This window comes from Streptomyces sp. NPDC096132 (assembly GCF_044763345.1).
Lineage (GTDB): Bacteria > Actinomycetota > Actinomycetes > Streptomycetales > Streptomycetaceae > Streptomyces.
In genome coordinates this window covers 1-14,884 of the sequence record NZ_JBIWGA010000048.1, presented here as the reverse complement: position 1 = coordinate 14,884, position 14,884 = coordinate 1, and the positions used below count along the sequence as shown (strand labels likewise).

Below are 14,884 nucleotides of genomic sequence, written 5' to 3'. Positions count from 1 at the left end.
AGTCGTGACGGAAACTTGAACTCAGCAGGGTTTAGCGCAGGTTGACAGCGCTCTCAGGTCCGCACGACGATGGGCGGACACTGTGGCGTCTGTGACCAAGGGGCCCGGTGTTTCTTCTGAGCACCATCTCTCTTCTCTGATCTGACCAATCAGCCCTGGCATTGCCCCGGCATTCGCCAAGAAATGGATACGCATGTCCATAGCGAGACGTGTCACCGCGCGCCGCCTGCTGGGGACGGGCGCCGCTTCGCTCACCCTCTGCGCCGCCTCCGTCGCCGCCGCTTCCGGAGCCTGGGCCAGTACGCCCGGTGGGGACGGGTGGAAGTCCGGCGGGCACTACCAGCCCGGGACGGGCGCGGGCACGGAGACGGGGACCGACCGCTGCCAGTTCTCGCTCGACGGCAAGAACTTCTACGACTCGGTCCGGGTCGACGACCAGAACCTCAAGCCGACCCAGGACGGCAAGGTCCACATCACCGTCCGCACCGCCGGCGACGCGAGCACCTGCACCGCCTCCCTGGCCTCCTACCTCGCCCACGGCGCCACCTTCGGCACCTCCGGTGAGCAGGTCTTCGTCGACTTCGACAGCGTCACCGTCAAGCCGGGGCAGACCGACACGCTCGACATCTCCGTCCCCGACGCGGGCTGCTACGCGCAGATCGACCTGTACCGGGGTGCCGTGAAGTTCGACGGCAAGCTCGACGCGAAGGACGGCTTCGAGCACGGCGACCTGCCCAAGGGACCGGACCGGCCGGTCATCAAGGACAAGCTGATCGCCGCCTGGAACGGCGGGACGAAGGACTGCACGTCGGAGCAGCCGCCGGCGTCCCCGTCGGCCCCGGCGGGCGGCGGGGACTCCTCGCCGTCGCCGTCGGCGTCCGCCTCCACCCCCTCGGACTCCTCGTCCGAGAGCACGAGCCCGTCGCCGTCCGCGTCGGAGTCGGAGTCGAGCACCCCGACCCCGTCCGCCTCCGAGTCGGCCACCACCCCCGCCTCCACGCCCAGCACCAGCAGTGGTGGTGGCGGTGACCTCGCCGAGACCGGCGCGAACAGCAACACCCCGCTGATCGTGAGCGGTGCGGCCGCCCTGCTCCTCGGCGGCGGCGCCATCGTGGTCGCCACCCGCCGCCGCAAGGCGACCCGCGCGTAACCCTCGCTTCTCCGGTACGTCCGCCCCGGCACCCGCACGGTGCCGGGGCGGACGTGCGTCGGCCGGCCGCCGGCACGCGGTCAGCGGCACGCGGTCGTACGGTGGCCGTATGACCGGCAGCCCGAAAGACGTCGTGGAGGCCGCGTTCCGGCACTACAGGGCACAGGACCGGGCGGCGGCCGTCCTCCTCTACGCCGACGACTTCACCTTCACCAGCCCGCAGGACGACCACATCGACAAGGCGGCGTTCTTCGCCCGGTGTTTCCCCACGGCCGACCGCATGGCGGAACAGCGGCTGCTGCACGTCACCCCGGCCGACGACGAACTCGTCCTCGTCCACTACGAGTACGAGCTCGCGGAGGGCGGCCGGTACCGCAACGTCGAGGCGATCACCGTCCGGGACGGGCTCATCCGGGAGGTGCAGGTCTTCTTCGGCGGCGGGGTGTGAGCCCGCGCGGGCGGCGGTTTTCTCCGTAGCCCTCTACGTGGATCCACCGATGTCCTGCCGGGTCCCCGGACGGGAAGATGCGTGCGCATATGCTTCCCGAGCCGGTAGGAAAGGACGTCCATGTTCCCCTGGATCATGTGGTCGGTCATCATCCTGGCGCCGTTCGTCGTCGGAGGCACGCTCGCGTTCCGGACCGCCAGGCGGGTCACCAGGGCGGACCGGGCGATGGGGGTCCTGGCCGCCCGTCCGGGCTGGAGCCGGATCACGGTCGGTCCGGACGGAGCGCAGTGGGCCGGGTTCGCGGGCCACTTCCCCTGGCTGCTGCGGACGTTGCCCGGCTCCGCCGTGACCGGCCCGTTCGGCGGACACCGGGTCACCGTCGCCAGGCGCTGGGAGCCGGTGGGGCGCAGGGACATGCGGCACTGGCTGATCGTGGTCTTCGAGGTGGAGGGCAGCGGGCCGATGCTGCGCCTGGAGCGCCGCTGGAGTGCGGCGGAGATCGGCCTCCGGGTCGCCGTCGACATCCCGTACCTGGTGATGGTCGAGGAGGACCGCGCGGGCACGACCGACCGGTTCTACGCCTCGGATCTGCCGTACCGCCTGGCGAGGTACGCCGGACCGGCCGTCTCCCGCACGGCCGGCGGGGTGTGCTTCCTCTACGACCCGCTGCCCGAGGTGGTGGACATGGACAAGCTGCTGAAGGCGCTCGCCGAAATGCTCCCCGGCCTCGCCGAGCTGTCCGAGCCCGCCCCGGGGAAGGACGAGTCCGGCACCCCCTAAGGCCTCGCCCAGGCCCCCTCCACCGTCTCCAGGTACAGCTGCACGTACCGCTTGACGTCCACGTCCAGTGCCACGTCGACCAGGGCCTGTTCGCGGGTGGTTCCGCCGTGGAGCTCCGACTCCCCTGGGCGTGGGCGGCGGTCGACGATGGTCTGGCCGCGGGTGGGGCCGGGGGCCAGGGAGACCTCCACGGGGAGGAGCCGGGTGGTCAGGCCGGCCGGGTCGGCCACCGCGCAGACCGCGCCCGCGTCGCCGAGGCCTCCGGCGAGTTCGTCGCCGTCGGGCTCGGGGGCGGACGGGCGGTGCGCGAGCAGTTCGCCGGCCAGCCGGGCACCCGGCTCCGCACTCGCGCGCAGGCGCCGTACGTCCGCCCCCGGGACCACCACCCGCTGGAACACGTCCAGCCCGTACATGGTGATCGGCACCCCGGCGGTCAGCAGGATCGCGGCCGCCTCCGGGTCGTGCCACACGTTGAACTCCGCGACCGGAGTGGCGTTCCCGACGGCCACCGCGCCGCCCATGAACACGATCCGCTCGATGTTGCGGGTCACCTCGGGGTGGGTCCGCAGCAGCAGGGCGATGTTGGTGAGCGGGGCGGTGGGGATCAGGGTCACCGGGCGGGGGGAGGCGAGGATCTCGCGGCGCAGCAGCGTCACCGCGTCCACGTCGGCGGCGGTGCGCGTCGGTGCGGGCAGACCGTCGATGTCACCCATGCCGTCCACACCGTGCACGGTCGACGAGCGGGCCGCCTCGATCAGCGGGCGTTCGGCGCCGCGCGCGACCGGGACGTCACCGGCGCCCGCCACCTCCAGCACGGTCAGCGTGTTGCGGACCACGCCGTCGACGCCGGTGTTCCCGGCCACACAGGTGACCGCGCGCAGGTCCAGTCCCGGATGGCGTACGGCGAGCAGCAGGGCGAGGGCGTCGTCCACGCCCGTGTCGCAGTCGATGATCACGGGTATGGGCTGGTCGGTCACCTCGGGAGTCCTTCCGTCGAGCCGTCGCTGCGTGCACCCTACGCGCGGGCGTTCACGCCCACAGCTCGGTTCCGCGGGCCGCGACCCGCTCCCCGATCCGGCGCAGCAGTTCCCCGGCGTCCAGCGCCTGCGGCCGGCGGCCGTCCCGCAGCCGCAGCGCCACCAGCCCGTCCGCCGCCTCCCGTTCCCCGATCACCGCCTGGTACGGCACCAGCCGCGCCGCCCGGATCCGCGCCCCGAGGCTGCCCTCGCCGCTGACCTCGGCCCGCAGCCCGGCCTCGGACGCCCTGCGCACCAGGTCCGCCGCGGCCTTCTCCTGTGCCTCCGACACCGGCAGCACGACCAGCTGGACCGGCGCCAGCCAGCCGGGGAACGCCCCGCCGTGCTCCTCGATCAGATGCGCCACCGCCCGCTCCACGCTGCCGATGACACTGCGGTGCACCATCACCGGCCGGTGCTTCGCCCCGTCGGCGCCGATGTAGTGCAGGTCGAAGCGTTCGGGCTGGTGGAAGTCGATCTGCACGGTGGACAGGGTGGCCTCGCGGCCGGCCCGGTCCACGATCTGTACGTCGATCTTCGGGCCGTAGAAGGCGGCCTCCCCCTCGGCCTCCTCGTACGCGATCCCGGAGCCGTCCAGCACCTCCCGCAGCAGCGCGGTGGCCCGGCTCCACAGCTCCGGGTCGGCGACGTACTTGCCGCCCTCACCGGGCAGGGAAAGGCGGTACCGGGCGGCGCTGATGCCCAGGTCGGCGTAGGCGCGGCCGATCAGGGCGAGGGCCGCGCGGGCCTCCTCGACCGCCTGGTCCAGGGTGCAGAAGATGTGCGCGTCGTTGAGCTGGATGGACCGGACCCGGGTGAGCCCGCCGAGCACCCCCGACAGCTCGGAGCGGTACATGCCGCCCAACTCGGCGATGCGAAGGGGCAGTTCGCGGTAGCTGTGGGAGCGGGAGCGGTAGATCAGGGCATGGTGGGGGCAGAGGCTGGGGCGGAGGATCACCTGCTCCGCACCGAGTTCCATGGGCGGGAACATGTCATCGCCGTAGTGGTCCCAGTGCCCCGAGATCTCGTACAGCTCGCGTTTGCCGAGGACGGGCGAGTACACGTGCCGGTAGCCGGCCGCGCGCTCGGCCTCCCGGACGTACTCCTCCAGGGTGTGGCGCACGATCGCGCCGTCGGGCAGCCAGTACGGCAGGCCCGCCCCCATCAGCGGATCGGTGTCGAAGAGGTCGAGCTCGCGGCCGAGGCGACGGTGGTCGTTCATGGGGCTGCTCCTCCGGGTCGGGGACGGACGAGCACCCAGCACGAAGCCCCGGGCACTCGCCCCGGGGCTACGGAAATCCATTCGATGGATCGGCTCAGCGCGCCGGGACTCTCACCGGCGTCGTCGTGAAGGACGGCTGGGCGCGCTGCATGCGGGGACGGTAGCAGCGGGGACCGACCGCGCACGACCTGTTTTCCGCCACACGTTTTCCACCGTGCGCAGCAACGCCGGTCACCCGTACGGCCCGCCGCGCTGGTCGCGCCGGGGCCGCGGTGTTGCCGTGGGAGCAGGCCCGTATGCCCGAACCGTTTCCCCAGTGCAGGAGGCACCTTTCGATGATCCGCCGCGCTCTCCTGGTCTCCTCGCTGCTGCTCACGACGGTCACCGGGTGCGCCGCCCTCGGTCTGGAGCACCCGCCGACCGCCGACCCCGCCGATCCCAGCGCCCGGGCGTCGACGTCCAAGCCCGCCGCGCCGAGCACCCCGCCCGTCCTCACCGACACCCAGGCGCAGGCGGCGCTCATCACCGACACCGACCTCGGCGCGCCCTGGATCCCCACCCAGGGCGCGGCGACCTGGCGGGACGGGCTGCTGAAGGCGAGCACGCCCGTCGCCGAGTGCCAGAAGCTGCTCGACGCCCTCTACACCGACGAGCTGTTCGGTGCCCCGGCCCGCGCGGTCGTGGGGCTCGACGATCCCGACCGGTCCGCGCAGCTCCGCTACCAGCTCACCGGTAAGGGTCCGGCGGACGCGGACCGGACACTGGCCTGGCTGCGGTCGCTGCCGCAGAAGTGCGCCCGGTTCACGGCCAGGGCGGGCCAGGACATCGTGGAGGACGTGCAGGTCACCGACTTGCCGCTGCCGGAGGTGGGGGACGCCCGGCAGGGGCTGCGGGTGTCGCTGACGCTGTGGGGGACCGCCGAGGACAACGCCGACGGGGAGCCGACCGTCCTCGTCCTCGACGTGGCCGCCGTCCGCGCGGGCGAGGACGCGTTCGCCCTGACCAACGGCGCCCTGGACGACGTACCGAACGAGGCGACACAGGCGGCCGTGCAGCTGGGGGTGCGGCGGCTGGAGGACGTGCGCAAGCAGGGGCGGGTGCAGGTCTGAGCGGCGGTCAGTCGGCCTCGTCGAAGCGGGTGCGGCGGCCGACCACGTCGCGGCCCTCGTCGAGCACCGTGCGGCCGTGCGCGAAGGCGTGCGCCCGCAGCCGGGCGAGTGCCTCGTCCGCGCCGACGCCGAGCTGTGCCATGACCATCCCGACGGCCTGGTAGACGACGTCGTGGTCGGTGGCGAGGGTGCTCAGCCAGGGTTCCTCACCGGGCGGGCGCAGACCGTCGTCCTCCGCGAGCGGCAGGGTCATGAGGGTCGCCATCAGCACGTCCGCCACCAGCTGCGCCGTACGCACCTCGTCGCCGGCCAGTTCGCCGGGGACGTCCCGGTAGAGGTCGAGGGTGCCCACGCAGACCGTACGGTCGCCGAGCGGCAGCGCGTACACCGCGCGCACCCCCGCGGCCGCCGCCTGCTGGGCGAAGACCGGCCAGCGGACGGCGTCCCGGCCGGACGTCAGGTCGGAGGCGAACACCGGCACCCCGGTCTCGGCGGCCCGCAGACACGGCCCGTCGCCCAGGGTGGCCTGCACCTCCATCAGATGCGCGGCCCGTTCACTGCTCGCGCTCAGCGGTACGGGCATCCCCTCGCCGCACAGCGACACGCTCGCGCCGGTCACCGGCAGCAGCCGCACCGCGGCGGCGCACAGCCGGCCGGGCACCTCGCCCGGTTCGGCACCGCGGACCGCGTCGGCGATGACCGCCGCGATCCGCTCCCGATCCCGGTCGCGCACGGCGATCACCTCCGCACAACGTGCTGGTCCGACCACTTCCCGCATCCGCCGGGTACCCTCCGCCCACGGCGGGAACCGGTGTCGACACCCCCTAGGGCTTCTCGTACGGATCCGCGGGCTGTTCCACCCGTGTCACCTTCTCCGCGTCCAGCGTCGGCGGCCAGGCCGCGTCGGAGCCCAGGGTGCCCTTCGGACGCCAGGTGCCGGTGACGGTGACCCAGGTGTCGGTGGGGGGCGCGTCGTCGTCGGCGCCCCGGATCTCGACCTTGCCGGTCGTGGCGTCGGCGGCGCAGCAGGTGACGAGGAGGCGGGTGACGTACCAGGCGCCGTCGTCACCGCGGGTGACGAAGCCGGTCAGCCGTACGGTACGGCCCTTCAGGGAGCGGCCGCTGTCATAGATCGCCCGGGAGCTGAACTCGGCGACGGTGAGGGTGAGGGGGTCTCCCGCGGGGAGCGCGGGGAACGTGCCGACCCCCTGCGCGGCCCGCTGGGCGGCCTCCCGGCCGGCGCTGTAGGAGCCGAGGGCGGGGGGAGGGAAGAGGAGGAGGGCGAGGGCGGGGAGGGTGAGAAGCCAGGCGGTACGGGGACCGTGCCGGTGCTGGTGGCGGTGCTCGTCGTCGGGCCGTCCCTCGGCTTCTCCCCGGACCTGATGGTCCTCCGGGGTCCTGAGCCCGGCCGTGACCAGCCCCAGCAGCACCAGCGCCGCCCCGGAGACGATCAGGTACGGCCGCAGGCCCGCCTGCACGTACCGCAGGTAGAGGTCGCCGAACAGGGTGATCCGCAGGACCGCCGCGCCCGTGAGCAGGAGGAGGACCGTCGGGCCGTACCGCCTCACAGCAGCCACCACCCCACCAGCACGCCGGCCGTCACGGCGACCAGCCAGGTCACGGACGCGAACCGGACGGCGAAGGAGCGGCCGAAGGTGCCCGCCTGCAGGGCGAGGAGCTTCAGGTCCACCATCGGGCCGACCACCATGAACACCAGCCGGGCGGTGGCCGGGAAGGCGCTGAGCGAGGCGGCGACGAAGGCGTCGGCCTCGCTGCACACGCACAGCACGACGGCGAGGAGGGCCAGCAGCGGCACCGCGAGCCACGCGGAGCCGGTGAAGACGTCGAGCACGGAGCGGGGGACGGCGATGTTGAAGGTCGCCGCGGCGGCGGCCCCCAGGACCAGAAAGCCTCCGGCGTGCAGGAAGTCGTACTGGAGGCCGGTGAGGAAGGCGCGGGCGCCGGTGCTGTGGTGGGTGTCCCGCTTCGGCATCCGCAGCCACTCCTCCTTCCCGAACCGCGCCCACAGCCACCCCATGACGACGGCGGTGCCCAGTGAGGCGAGCAGCCGGGCGAGGACCATCTCGGGGCGGCCCGGGAAGGCGATGGAGGTGGCGACGAGCACGACGGGGTTGATGGCGGGCGCGGAGAGCAGGAAGGCGAGGGCCGCGGCCGGGGCGACCCCGCGCCGCATCAGGCTCCCGGCGACCGGTACGGACGCGCACTCGCACCCCGGCAGCACGGCCCCGGCGACACCGGCGACGGGGACGGCGAGCGCGGGATTGCGGGGCAGGAGGCGTCGGAGGGCGTTCTCGGGCACGAAGGCGCCGATGGCCGCCGACACGACCGTACCGAGGAGGAGGAAGGGCACGCCCTGGACGGCGACGGCGGTGAACACGGTCCACCAGGCGGCCACCGGCGGGGTGTACAGGTCGAGCGCGAGCATCGGCCCCAGCACGGACACGACGGTCGCGATGGCGACCAGCGCGGCCCCGCCGAGCACGGCGTACACGAACGCGCGCACGACGACCCGCAGGCCGTCGGCCACAGTCCGTTGATTCTGCACCCGGCGCACGCTAGAGCGGACACCTGTGGGCACCCCGGGTCCTTCCCCGGAGAATCCTGTGACCCGGACAGGACCTAGAGCGGGGGCTGGGCCGGGGCCGGGCCCAGGGTCGTGGTGCCGGGGGCCGTGCGGTGGCCCAGGCCGGTGCGGTAGGCGTCGAGGGCGGCCTCCACGCGTCCCGTGCGCCGCAGCAGATCCCCCAGCAGACGGCACAGGTCGGCGAGGTCGCCGGCGGCTCCTGCCCGCTCCAGCAGGCTCAGCGCCCGGACGTAGTGCTCCTCGGCCGCCTCGGTGTCCCGGGCGTCCTCGGCGATGATGCCGAGCAGCCGGTGAGCGGCGGCGGAGTGGACGGCACCGCGCTCGGAGGAGAGGTCCCCGAGGACGCCGTGGAGAAGCTCGGCGGCCTCCTCCGACCTGCCTCGGCGGTGCAGTACGTCGGCCAGCTCGACGGCGACCTGACTGCCGTAGAGAGCGGCGCGCTGGGCGGCGAGCATGGTCCGCGCCAGCTTCAACTCCTCCTCGGCCCGCTCCAGTTCGCCGTTCTGCGCGTAGACGTAGCCGCGCATCCAGTGGCAGTTGGCGAGTTCGGTACGGAGCTGGAGCTGGCGGTACAGCTCGGCGGCCTTGGCGAGGGACGCGTCGGCCTCGGCGAGGCGGCCCTCGGCGAGGAGCGTACGGGCCACGGAGCGGTGCATACGGGCGACCAGCGCGGGGTCGGCGACCTGGGGCGCGAGGGCGAGCGCGAACTCGGCGGCCTGGGCGGCGCGGGCCTGCGCGCCCATGTCCATGTACGGCCCGATGACGGAGGCGTACAGCAGCAGCAGCGCGTCGGGGTCGTGCAGTCCGCCCCGGTTGAGCTCGTCGAGCGTGGACTCCAGCAGATAGACGGCGTACCGCAGTTCACCGGCGAGGTAGTGGGCGACGGCCCGCCCGCGCAGGGCGGGAACCCGTACGGGCAGCGGCGCGTCGGCCAGACACCCCTCCGCCCGCTCGAAGTACTGCCGGGCCTTCTCCAGGTCGCCGATGGAGATCTCGCACTCGCCGAGCCCGAGCAGCGCGGTGGCCTGCTCCTCGGCGAGCCCGTGCTCCTCGGCCTCGGCGAGCAGCACGGCGTACTGCGCCGCCGCCTCCTGTGCCGCCCCCGTGGCGAGGGCCCGCTGGGCCTCGGTCAGCCGGAGCCGCAGGTCGGTGACGAGCCGTGCGGAACGCCCGGTCGCCAGTTCCTCGAAGTCCACGCCGAGCCGCTCGGCGATGTGCTTGAGCGCCTCGTCGGAGGGCCGCACCCGGCCGGCCTCCAGCGTCGACACATAGGCGGGCGTGTACGTCGGTTCCGCCAACTGCCTCTGCGTCAGCCCCCGCTCGACGCGCAACCGCTGCACCCGCCGCCCGATGACCTCCGGCTCGTCCCGCTCTCCCACGCCTCGGTACCCCCAACTACCCCTGTGCCTCTTGCCGTTGGACTATCGCAGCCTCTAGGTTAAACGGCGAGTTAAGCATGCTTAATACATGAGTGTCGTGAACCGTAGTCCGCCGATGTTGTGAGGTTGCCGTGCCCGGACCCACATCCCCCCACCACGGACACCGTTACGCCAGGGCCCTCGCCGCCGCCGTCCTGGCCGCCGCGACCCTGATCACCGCGGCCAACGCGATCCCGGCGAGAGCGACCCCCACACCACCCACGGCCCAGGAACGGGCGGAGGGCCGCTAGCGCATCGCGCCGCTACCCGCACGTCCTGCGATACGGCGCGTCCGGGACGTACGTCCGCCACTCCGCCTTCGTCAGGTCGGTGCCGTCCGTGCGTGCGCAGACGTGGGTGACGGCTTGCTCCGGGGCGATGTGGTAGCGCTGGAGCGGGACGTGCTTGCCGCCGGCGTACAGGGTGGTGCTGTCCGTGCTGAAGGCGAGGGTGTCGATGGCCTCGCCGGGGGTGGGGAGGGGGCCGCCGAGGGGTTGTTGGGTGGCCGTGTCCCAGAGCTGGAGGGTGCCCGCGTCGCCGCCGACGGCGAGGGTGTGGCCGTCGGGGCTGAGGGCGAGGGCGCCGACGGCCTCGGGGGTGCCGTCGCCGAGCGGTGCGGGGAAGACGTTGCGCAGGACACCCTCACGATGGCGCAGACCGCCGTCCCACAGGCCGACCCGGCCGGTCTTGTCGCCCGCCGCCAGCGCGCGCCCGTCGGGGCTGAAGGCGAGGGTGTTGATCTCCTCGCCCTGGACGAGGTCCTTGGCCAGAAACGGCCCGTCGGGCACACGGGCCACGCGGTTGTCGCCGGCCAGCAGCCGCCCGTCCGGGCGGACGGCGAGGTGGAGGCCGGCCAGGTCGGAGTCGGTGACCGCGTTGGTCCGGCGGTGCCCGGCGACGTCCCACGCCTCGTTGCTCAGCGTGCCGATGGCCGGGGTGCGGGTGGTGTAGAGGGTGCGGCCGCCGGAGTCCAGGGCGAGGGCGACCACCGCGGTCGCCGCCGCCGACGCCGACAGGTCGAGCGAGGTGCGCTCCCGGCCCCGGACGGTGTCCCAGACCGTGAAGCGCTGGGGGGACGACTGCCGTCCGGCGACCGAGATGCCGTAGACGAACGAGCCGCCGTCGGGGCTGAAGGCCATCAGGGGTGCCGTGTCCTGGGGGACGACCGGGAGGCTCGGGTCCCGGGAGACGGGCATCGGCGGGGAGGGCAGGGTGTGCAGGTGCCTGCCGTCCTGGGTGGCGTGCAGGGCGAAGCGGTAGTGGGTGCCCGAGCGCTGCGCGGTGGCGAGGGTCGTGCCGTCGGGACTGAGCAGGACACCGTCCAGGGGGTGCCCGCGCCACTGGGAGGTCAGGGCCGTCGTGAGGTCGAGGGTGTGGACGGTGCCGCCCTCGAGGTAGCGCAGGAAGGGCCGGTCGGGGTCCCAGGCGAGGCGGTCGTAGACGTGCTGGTTGGCGAGGGGGTGACGGAAGACGGGGGCGGCGGGGGCGGACAGCCGCCAGATCCGGATCTCGTCGGTGCCGGCGACGGCCAGGAAGGCGCCGTCCGCGCTGAGGGAGACGCGCTGCACGCCCCGGTCGGCGATCTCGGCGACCAGGCGTCCCGACGGGATGTCCCAGACGCGGACGCCGGTCGCGGTGACGACGGCGAACCGGTCGGGACTGCCGTGGCCGAACGCCACCGCCGACGTGTCGTCGTCACAGATCGCTCCGGCCTTCCGCCACGCGCCGGGCAGGGTGCGCCGGGCGGCCGTGTCCCACACCTGGGGTGCGCGGCCCGTGGGGCAGACGACCACCTTCCGGTCGTCGGCGCTCGGCATCACGTTGGCCCGGTCGGCGTCCCGGGTCTCGAACAGCAGCCTGTCGTCCATGACGGAGCGCAGCTGCACACCGTCCGCGTCGGTCCGGCCGAGCAGATAGCTGCGGCCGCTCGGTGCGAGCCCGAGGTCGTACGCGTAGGGGGCGGGCCGGGCGGCGGCCCAGCGACCGGTGGCCGTGTCCCACAGCCGTACGCCGTCCTCCCCGGCGAGCGCCAGGATCCGGCCGTCCGGTCCGGCCGCGAGCGCGTCGCCGCCGGGGACGGTGCCCCGGCCCGTTCGGCGGTGGGTGGCCACGTCCCAGGTCTGCCAGACGTGGTCCCCGACGCCGAGCAGCGTACGGCCGGAGTCGACGAGGAAGCGCTGCTCGAGAGAGGGCGCGGACGGGTCGGTGAAGGCGTCCGGTTCCGGCTGGGCGAGGGAGCCGAGCAGGGCCCGGCGGGTCTCCGGCAGCTCGGCGATCCGCCAGGCGGCGGCCCCCAGAAGCAGCGCGGCCCGCGGATCGGTCGTCCGCAGACCGTCGGCGACGGCGGCGATCCGGCGGGCGGTGTTCTGCGTGCGCTGCCGCGTGTTGTCCCGGTGCTGTTCGAACGCGGCCAGCGCGACCACCAGGCACACCGCCATGACGGCCGACAGCGCGCCCACCAGCATCCGCCCCCGGCGCCGTGACCGGGCGGCGGCCCGCCGTTCCGCCTCCCGGGCCTCGCACGCGGCGAGCAGGAAGGACCGCTCGGTGGCGGTCAGGGCGGGATCGGTCGCGTGGTCGGGGAACAGTTCCTCGGCCCGCGCCAGCCGGCTGCCCCGGTACAGCGCGCCGGGGTCGCGGTCGTGCTCCAGCCAGGCACGGGCCGCCTCGGTCAGCCGCCGGTGATGCCGGAGCCGTTCCCGTTCCTCCTCGATCCAGCCGTGCAGCCGGGGCCAACGGCCGATCAGGGCCTCGTGGGCGAGGTGGAAGCCGTCCTCGTCGGCGGTCAGCAGCCGGGCGGCGGCCAGCCGTTCCAGGACGACCCGTGCCTCGGGGTCCGCGTACTCCTCCAGTTCGGCGCGGGTCAGCGGCCGCCGGGTGTCGGGGGTGCCCTGCCCCGGCTCGACCATGCGCAGCAGCAGCCGGCGGGCGGTACGCGCCTGGACCGGGGAGAGTCGCCGGTACACCTGCTCGGCGCTCGCCGCGATCGCGCCGCTGACCCCGCCGACCGCCTCGTACGCGGCGAGGGTCAGCATGCGCCCCTTGCGCCGCCGCCAGGTCTCCAGGAGGGCGTGCGACAGCATCGGCAGCCCGCCCGGCCGCTCCAGGACCTCCTCGACGATCCGCGCGGTCAGCTCCCGCTCGACCAGGAGCCCCGCCGCCTGCGCGGGCCGGACCACCGCCTCCCGCAGCTCGTCCGCGGTCATCGGGCCGACCGGCAGCGCGCAGGAGCGCAACGCGTCCGCCAGGCCCCGGTGCTCGGCGCAGCGGGCGTAGAAGTCGGCCCGGACGGCGATCAGCACCTTCAGCCGGGAGTCCGGGTCGCGGGCGGCGAGCAGCAACTCCAGGAAACGGGACCGCTCGGCGGGGTCCCGGCAGAGGGTGAAGACCTCCTCGAACTGGTCGACGACCACCCAGCTGTCCGGCTCCCCCGGGGCCGGGGCCAGCAGATGCCCGTAGGTGGCGGCCGGTCTCGGCCCCGGGGTGAACACGCGCAGCACCGCCGGACAGCCGAGTTCCGTGATCCTCTTCCGCAGCCGGGGGATCAGTCCCGCCCGTAGCAGGGAGGACTTGCCGCTGCCGGAAGCGCCGAACAGCACCGCGAACCGGTGCTCGCCGCACACCAGTTCCTGCACGTCCTCCACCAGCCGGTCCCGCCCGAAGAACAGGCGGTGGTCGTCCGGTTCGAAGCGGGCCAGCCCCCGGTACGGCGGTGTCGCGTCCTCATCGCGGTCGACCGGGCTCCGCGCCAGCTCGGCCTCCGCGTCCTTCCACCGGGCTTCCCACTCGCCCGGGTCGCCCTCGCAGGCCCGGACGTAGCCGCGGAGCGCCGCGAGCGACGGGAGCCGTTCCCCGGCGGCCGCCTGGGACAGCGTGGTCGCGGAGCAGCCGGCCGTCTTCGCCATCGCGCGGTACGAGGGGGCCCCGACGGCTCTGCGCAGCTCGCGAAGGTCGTGCGCGAGGCGCTGAACGGGGCCGGCCCCGGGGTCCAGCGGTCGTTCGGGACGTCCCATCGGGCCACAACCTACGTTCCCCCACGATCCGACGTGAACCAACACAAGATGTGAGGTTGATGACCCACCGAATTGATTGCGGTGACGAAAAGGGGGTGCTGATCAACTCGGAGGCTGCCAGCTTCGGTGGCGCACCGCCCCGCACCCGGAGCCACTGGAGAACATCCCCATGTCCCAGGCAGTCAAGAGCAAGCGCACGTCCCGTCTCGGCAGAGCGGCCGTCGTCGCCGGCAGCGCCGCCGCGCTGACCATCGGTCTGACCGGCAGCGCCGACGCCGCGATCCTGACCCCCTTCCCCTACCTGGGGGCCGGCGCCCCCACGCAGGAGATGTTCCAGCCGCTGTTCGACTACGACTCCGACAGCTGCTTCCCCGCGGCCGCCGTCGACGCGAGCGGCCGGCTCAACGGCGGACTCAACAACTCCGGCTCGATCACCGGCGGCTGCCGCACCAACCACCTCGGCAAGGCCAACACCTACTCACGGTCCAAGTGCGACAAGGGCACCGGCTGGTGCGGCATCGTCTACACCCTGTACTTCGAGAAGGACCAGGGCAACGCCGTCCTCGACATCGGGCACCGGCACGAGTGGGAGGCCGCGGTGGTCTGGTACAAGAACGGCGACCAGTGGCCGAGCTATGTGTCCACGTCCGCCCACGGCAACTACACCACCAAGCGGTTCAACGACGTGGAGCGGGTGGGCAAGCGCTTCAAGGTCGTCTACCACAAGGAGGGCGACCTCGGCACGCACTCCTTCCGCTTCGCCAAGGTGGGCGAGCGGGCGGAGGCCTGGGGCGACGGCGGCTGGGACCGTCCGGCCCTGGCGCCCTACGACACCCTGTGGAGCAAGTACCGCACGGCGTTCAACGCGCTCGCGGACTCCGACTGGGGCCAGGCCAACTTCCCGCTCCAGGACAAGAACGACCGCTTCCGCAACACCTTGAACAAGGCCAAGCCGTCCGGCATCAGCTTCAGCGCCTGGAGCTGACCGGCCCCCGGACCGCGGGCGCCCCCCCCCCCCCCCCCCCCCCGCGGCGGCCCCCGGGACATCACCCCCCCCAAAAAGGGGGGGGGCGCACCCCCGGGGCGGGGACGGCCGCCGCGGGCCCGGGTGAGGGGGCCCCGC

13 protein-coding genes are annotated in these 14,884 nt (G+C 73.6%); 6 read left to right on the top strand and 7 right to left on the bottom strand.

All coding sequences use genetic code 11. The annotated features are described in order from the left end of the window. Positions 1-193 precede the first annotated feature (193 nt). From ACIRF9_RS49410 to ACIRF9_RS49400, 3 genes are all read left to right on the top strand, one after another. Positions 194-1,150, top strand: coding sequence for an LAETG motif-containing sortase-dependent surface protein (locus ACIRF9_RS49410; protein WP_403836956.1), 957 nt, complete (start codon positions 194-196; stop codon positions 1,148-1,150). A gap of 109 nt (positions 1,151-1,259) precedes the next feature. Beyond that, on the top strand, positions 1,260-1,598 hold the full coding sequence (locus ACIRF9_RS49405) for a nuclear transport factor 2 family protein (protein ID WP_403836954.1): 339 nt from the start codon (positions 1,260-1,262) through the stop codon (positions 1,596-1,598). A gap of 120 nt (positions 1,599-1,718) precedes the next feature. Next, positions 1,719-2,378, top strand: coding sequence for a hypothetical protein (locus tag ACIRF9_RS49400; protein ID WP_403836952.1), 660 nt, complete (start codon positions 1,719-1,721; stop codon positions 2,376-2,378). Here ACIRF9_RS49400 and ACIRF9_RS49395 read toward each other — a convergent pair. Together ACIRF9_RS49395 and thrS are read right to left on the bottom strand one after the other, a co-directional pair. Beyond that, positions 2,375-3,355: a nucleoside hydrolase gene (locus tag ACIRF9_RS49395; protein ID WP_403836950.1), complete on the bottom strand. Its 981-nt coding sequence runs from the start codon at positions 3,353-3,355 to the stop codon at positions 2,375-2,377. The two genes, ACIRF9_RS49400 and ACIRF9_RS49395, sit on opposite strands and share 4 nt — an antisense overlap. Positions 3,356-3,407: 52 nt before the next feature. Beyond that, complete coding sequence (thrS, locus tag ACIRF9_RS49390; RefSeq protein WP_403836948.1) at positions 3,408-4,616, bottom strand: threonine--tRNA ligase; 1,209 nt, start codon at positions 4,614-4,616, stop codon at positions 3,408-3,410. A 335-nt stretch (positions 4,617-4,951) separates the two neighbouring features. Here thrS and ACIRF9_RS49385 point away from each other — a divergent pair, with 335 nt between their 5' ends. Continuing rightward, positions 4,952-5,725: a hypothetical protein gene (locus ACIRF9_RS49385; protein ID WP_403836946.1), complete on the top strand. Its 774-nt coding sequence runs from the start codon at positions 4,952-4,954 to the stop codon at positions 5,723-5,725. Positions 5,726-5,732: 7 nt separating this feature from the next. Here the strand turns inward: ACIRF9_RS49385 and ACIRF9_RS49380 are convergent, their stop codons facing one another. From ACIRF9_RS49380 to ACIRF9_RS49365, 4 genes are all read right to left on the bottom strand, one after another. Beyond that, positions 5,733-6,458: a GAF and ANTAR domain-containing protein gene (locus ACIRF9_RS49380; protein ID WP_403836944.1), complete on the bottom strand. Its 726-nt coding sequence runs from the start codon at positions 6,456-6,458 to the stop codon at positions 5,733-5,735. 91 nt (positions 6,459-6,549) lie between these two features. Beyond that, positions 6,550-7,293, bottom strand: a complete 744-nt coding sequence (locus ACIRF9_RS49375) for a TIGR03943 family putative permease subunit (protein WP_403836993.1) — start codon at positions 7,291-7,293, stop codon at positions 6,550-6,552. Beyond that, the gene (locus ACIRF9_RS49370) at positions 7,290-8,291 is read right to left on the bottom strand and encodes a permease (RefSeq protein ID WP_403836942.1); all 1,002 of its coding nucleotides are present in this window, start codon (positions 8,289-8,291) and stop codon (positions 7,290-7,292) included. Before ACIRF9_RS49370 ends, ACIRF9_RS49375 begins: the two co-directional genes overlap by 4 nt. A 74-nt stretch (positions 8,292-8,365) precedes the next feature. Then, on the bottom strand, positions 8,366-9,709 hold the full coding sequence (locus tag ACIRF9_RS49365) for a helix-turn-helix domain-containing protein (protein ID WP_403836941.1): 1,344 nt from the start codon (positions 9,707-9,709) through the stop codon (positions 8,366-8,368). Between the two features lie 131 nt (positions 9,710-9,840). On the opposite strand from ACIRF9_RS49365, the gene ACIRF9_RS49360 reads away from it, so the two are divergent. Continuing rightward, positions 9,841-9,999 (top strand): hypothetical protein, encoded by a 159-nt coding sequence (locus ACIRF9_RS49360; RefSeq protein WP_403836939.1) that lies wholly within the window; start codon positions 9,841-9,843, stop codon positions 9,997-9,999. A 12-nt stretch (positions 10,000-10,011) separates the two neighbouring features. On the opposite strand, the gene ACIRF9_RS49355 is transcribed toward ACIRF9_RS49360, so the two are convergent. Beyond that, positions 10,012-13,761 carry a hypothetical protein gene (locus ACIRF9_RS49355; protein WP_403836937.1) on the bottom strand — a complete coding sequence of 1,250 codons (3,750 nt, stop codon included), beginning with the start codon at positions 13,759-13,761 and terminating at the stop codon, positions 10,012-10,014. A gap of 169 nt (positions 13,762-13,930) precedes the next feature. Here ACIRF9_RS49355 and ACIRF9_RS49350 point away from each other — a divergent pair, with 169 nt between their 5' ends. Continuing rightward, positions 13,931-14,746, top strand: a complete 816-nt coding sequence (locus tag ACIRF9_RS49350) for an NPP1 family protein (RefSeq protein WP_403836935.1) — start codon at positions 13,931-13,933, stop codon at positions 14,744-14,746. Positions 14,747-14,884: the final 138 nt, after the last annotated feature.

Coding starts and splice junctions, on each gene's coding strand:
- thrS (WP_403836948.1), bottom strand. CDS start 4,616: ATGAACGACCACCGTCGCCTCGGCCGCGAGCTCGACCTCTTCGACACC.
- ACIRF9_RS49350 (WP_403836935.1), top strand. CDS start 13,931: ATGTCCCAGGCAGTCAAGAGCAAGCGCACGTCCCGTCTCGGCAGAGCG.
- ACIRF9_RS49410 (WP_403836956.1), top strand. CDS start 194: ATGTCCATAGCGAGACGTGTCACCGCGCGCCGCCTGCTGGGGACGGGC.
- ACIRF9_RS49355 (WP_403836937.1), bottom strand. CDS start 13,761: ATGGGACGTCCCGAACGACCGCTGGACCCCGGGGCCGGCCCCGTTCAG.
- ACIRF9_RS49400 (WP_403836952.1), top strand. CDS start 1,719: ATGTTCCCCTGGATCATGTGGTCGGTCATCATCCTGGCGCCGTTCGTC.
- ACIRF9_RS49405 (WP_403836954.1), top strand. CDS start 1,260: ATGACCGGCAGCCCGAAAGACGTCGTGGAGGCCGCGTTCCGGCACTAC.
- ACIRF9_RS49385 (WP_403836946.1), top strand. CDS start 4,952: ATGATCCGCCGCGCTCTCCTGGTCTCCTCGCTGCTGCTCACGACGGTC.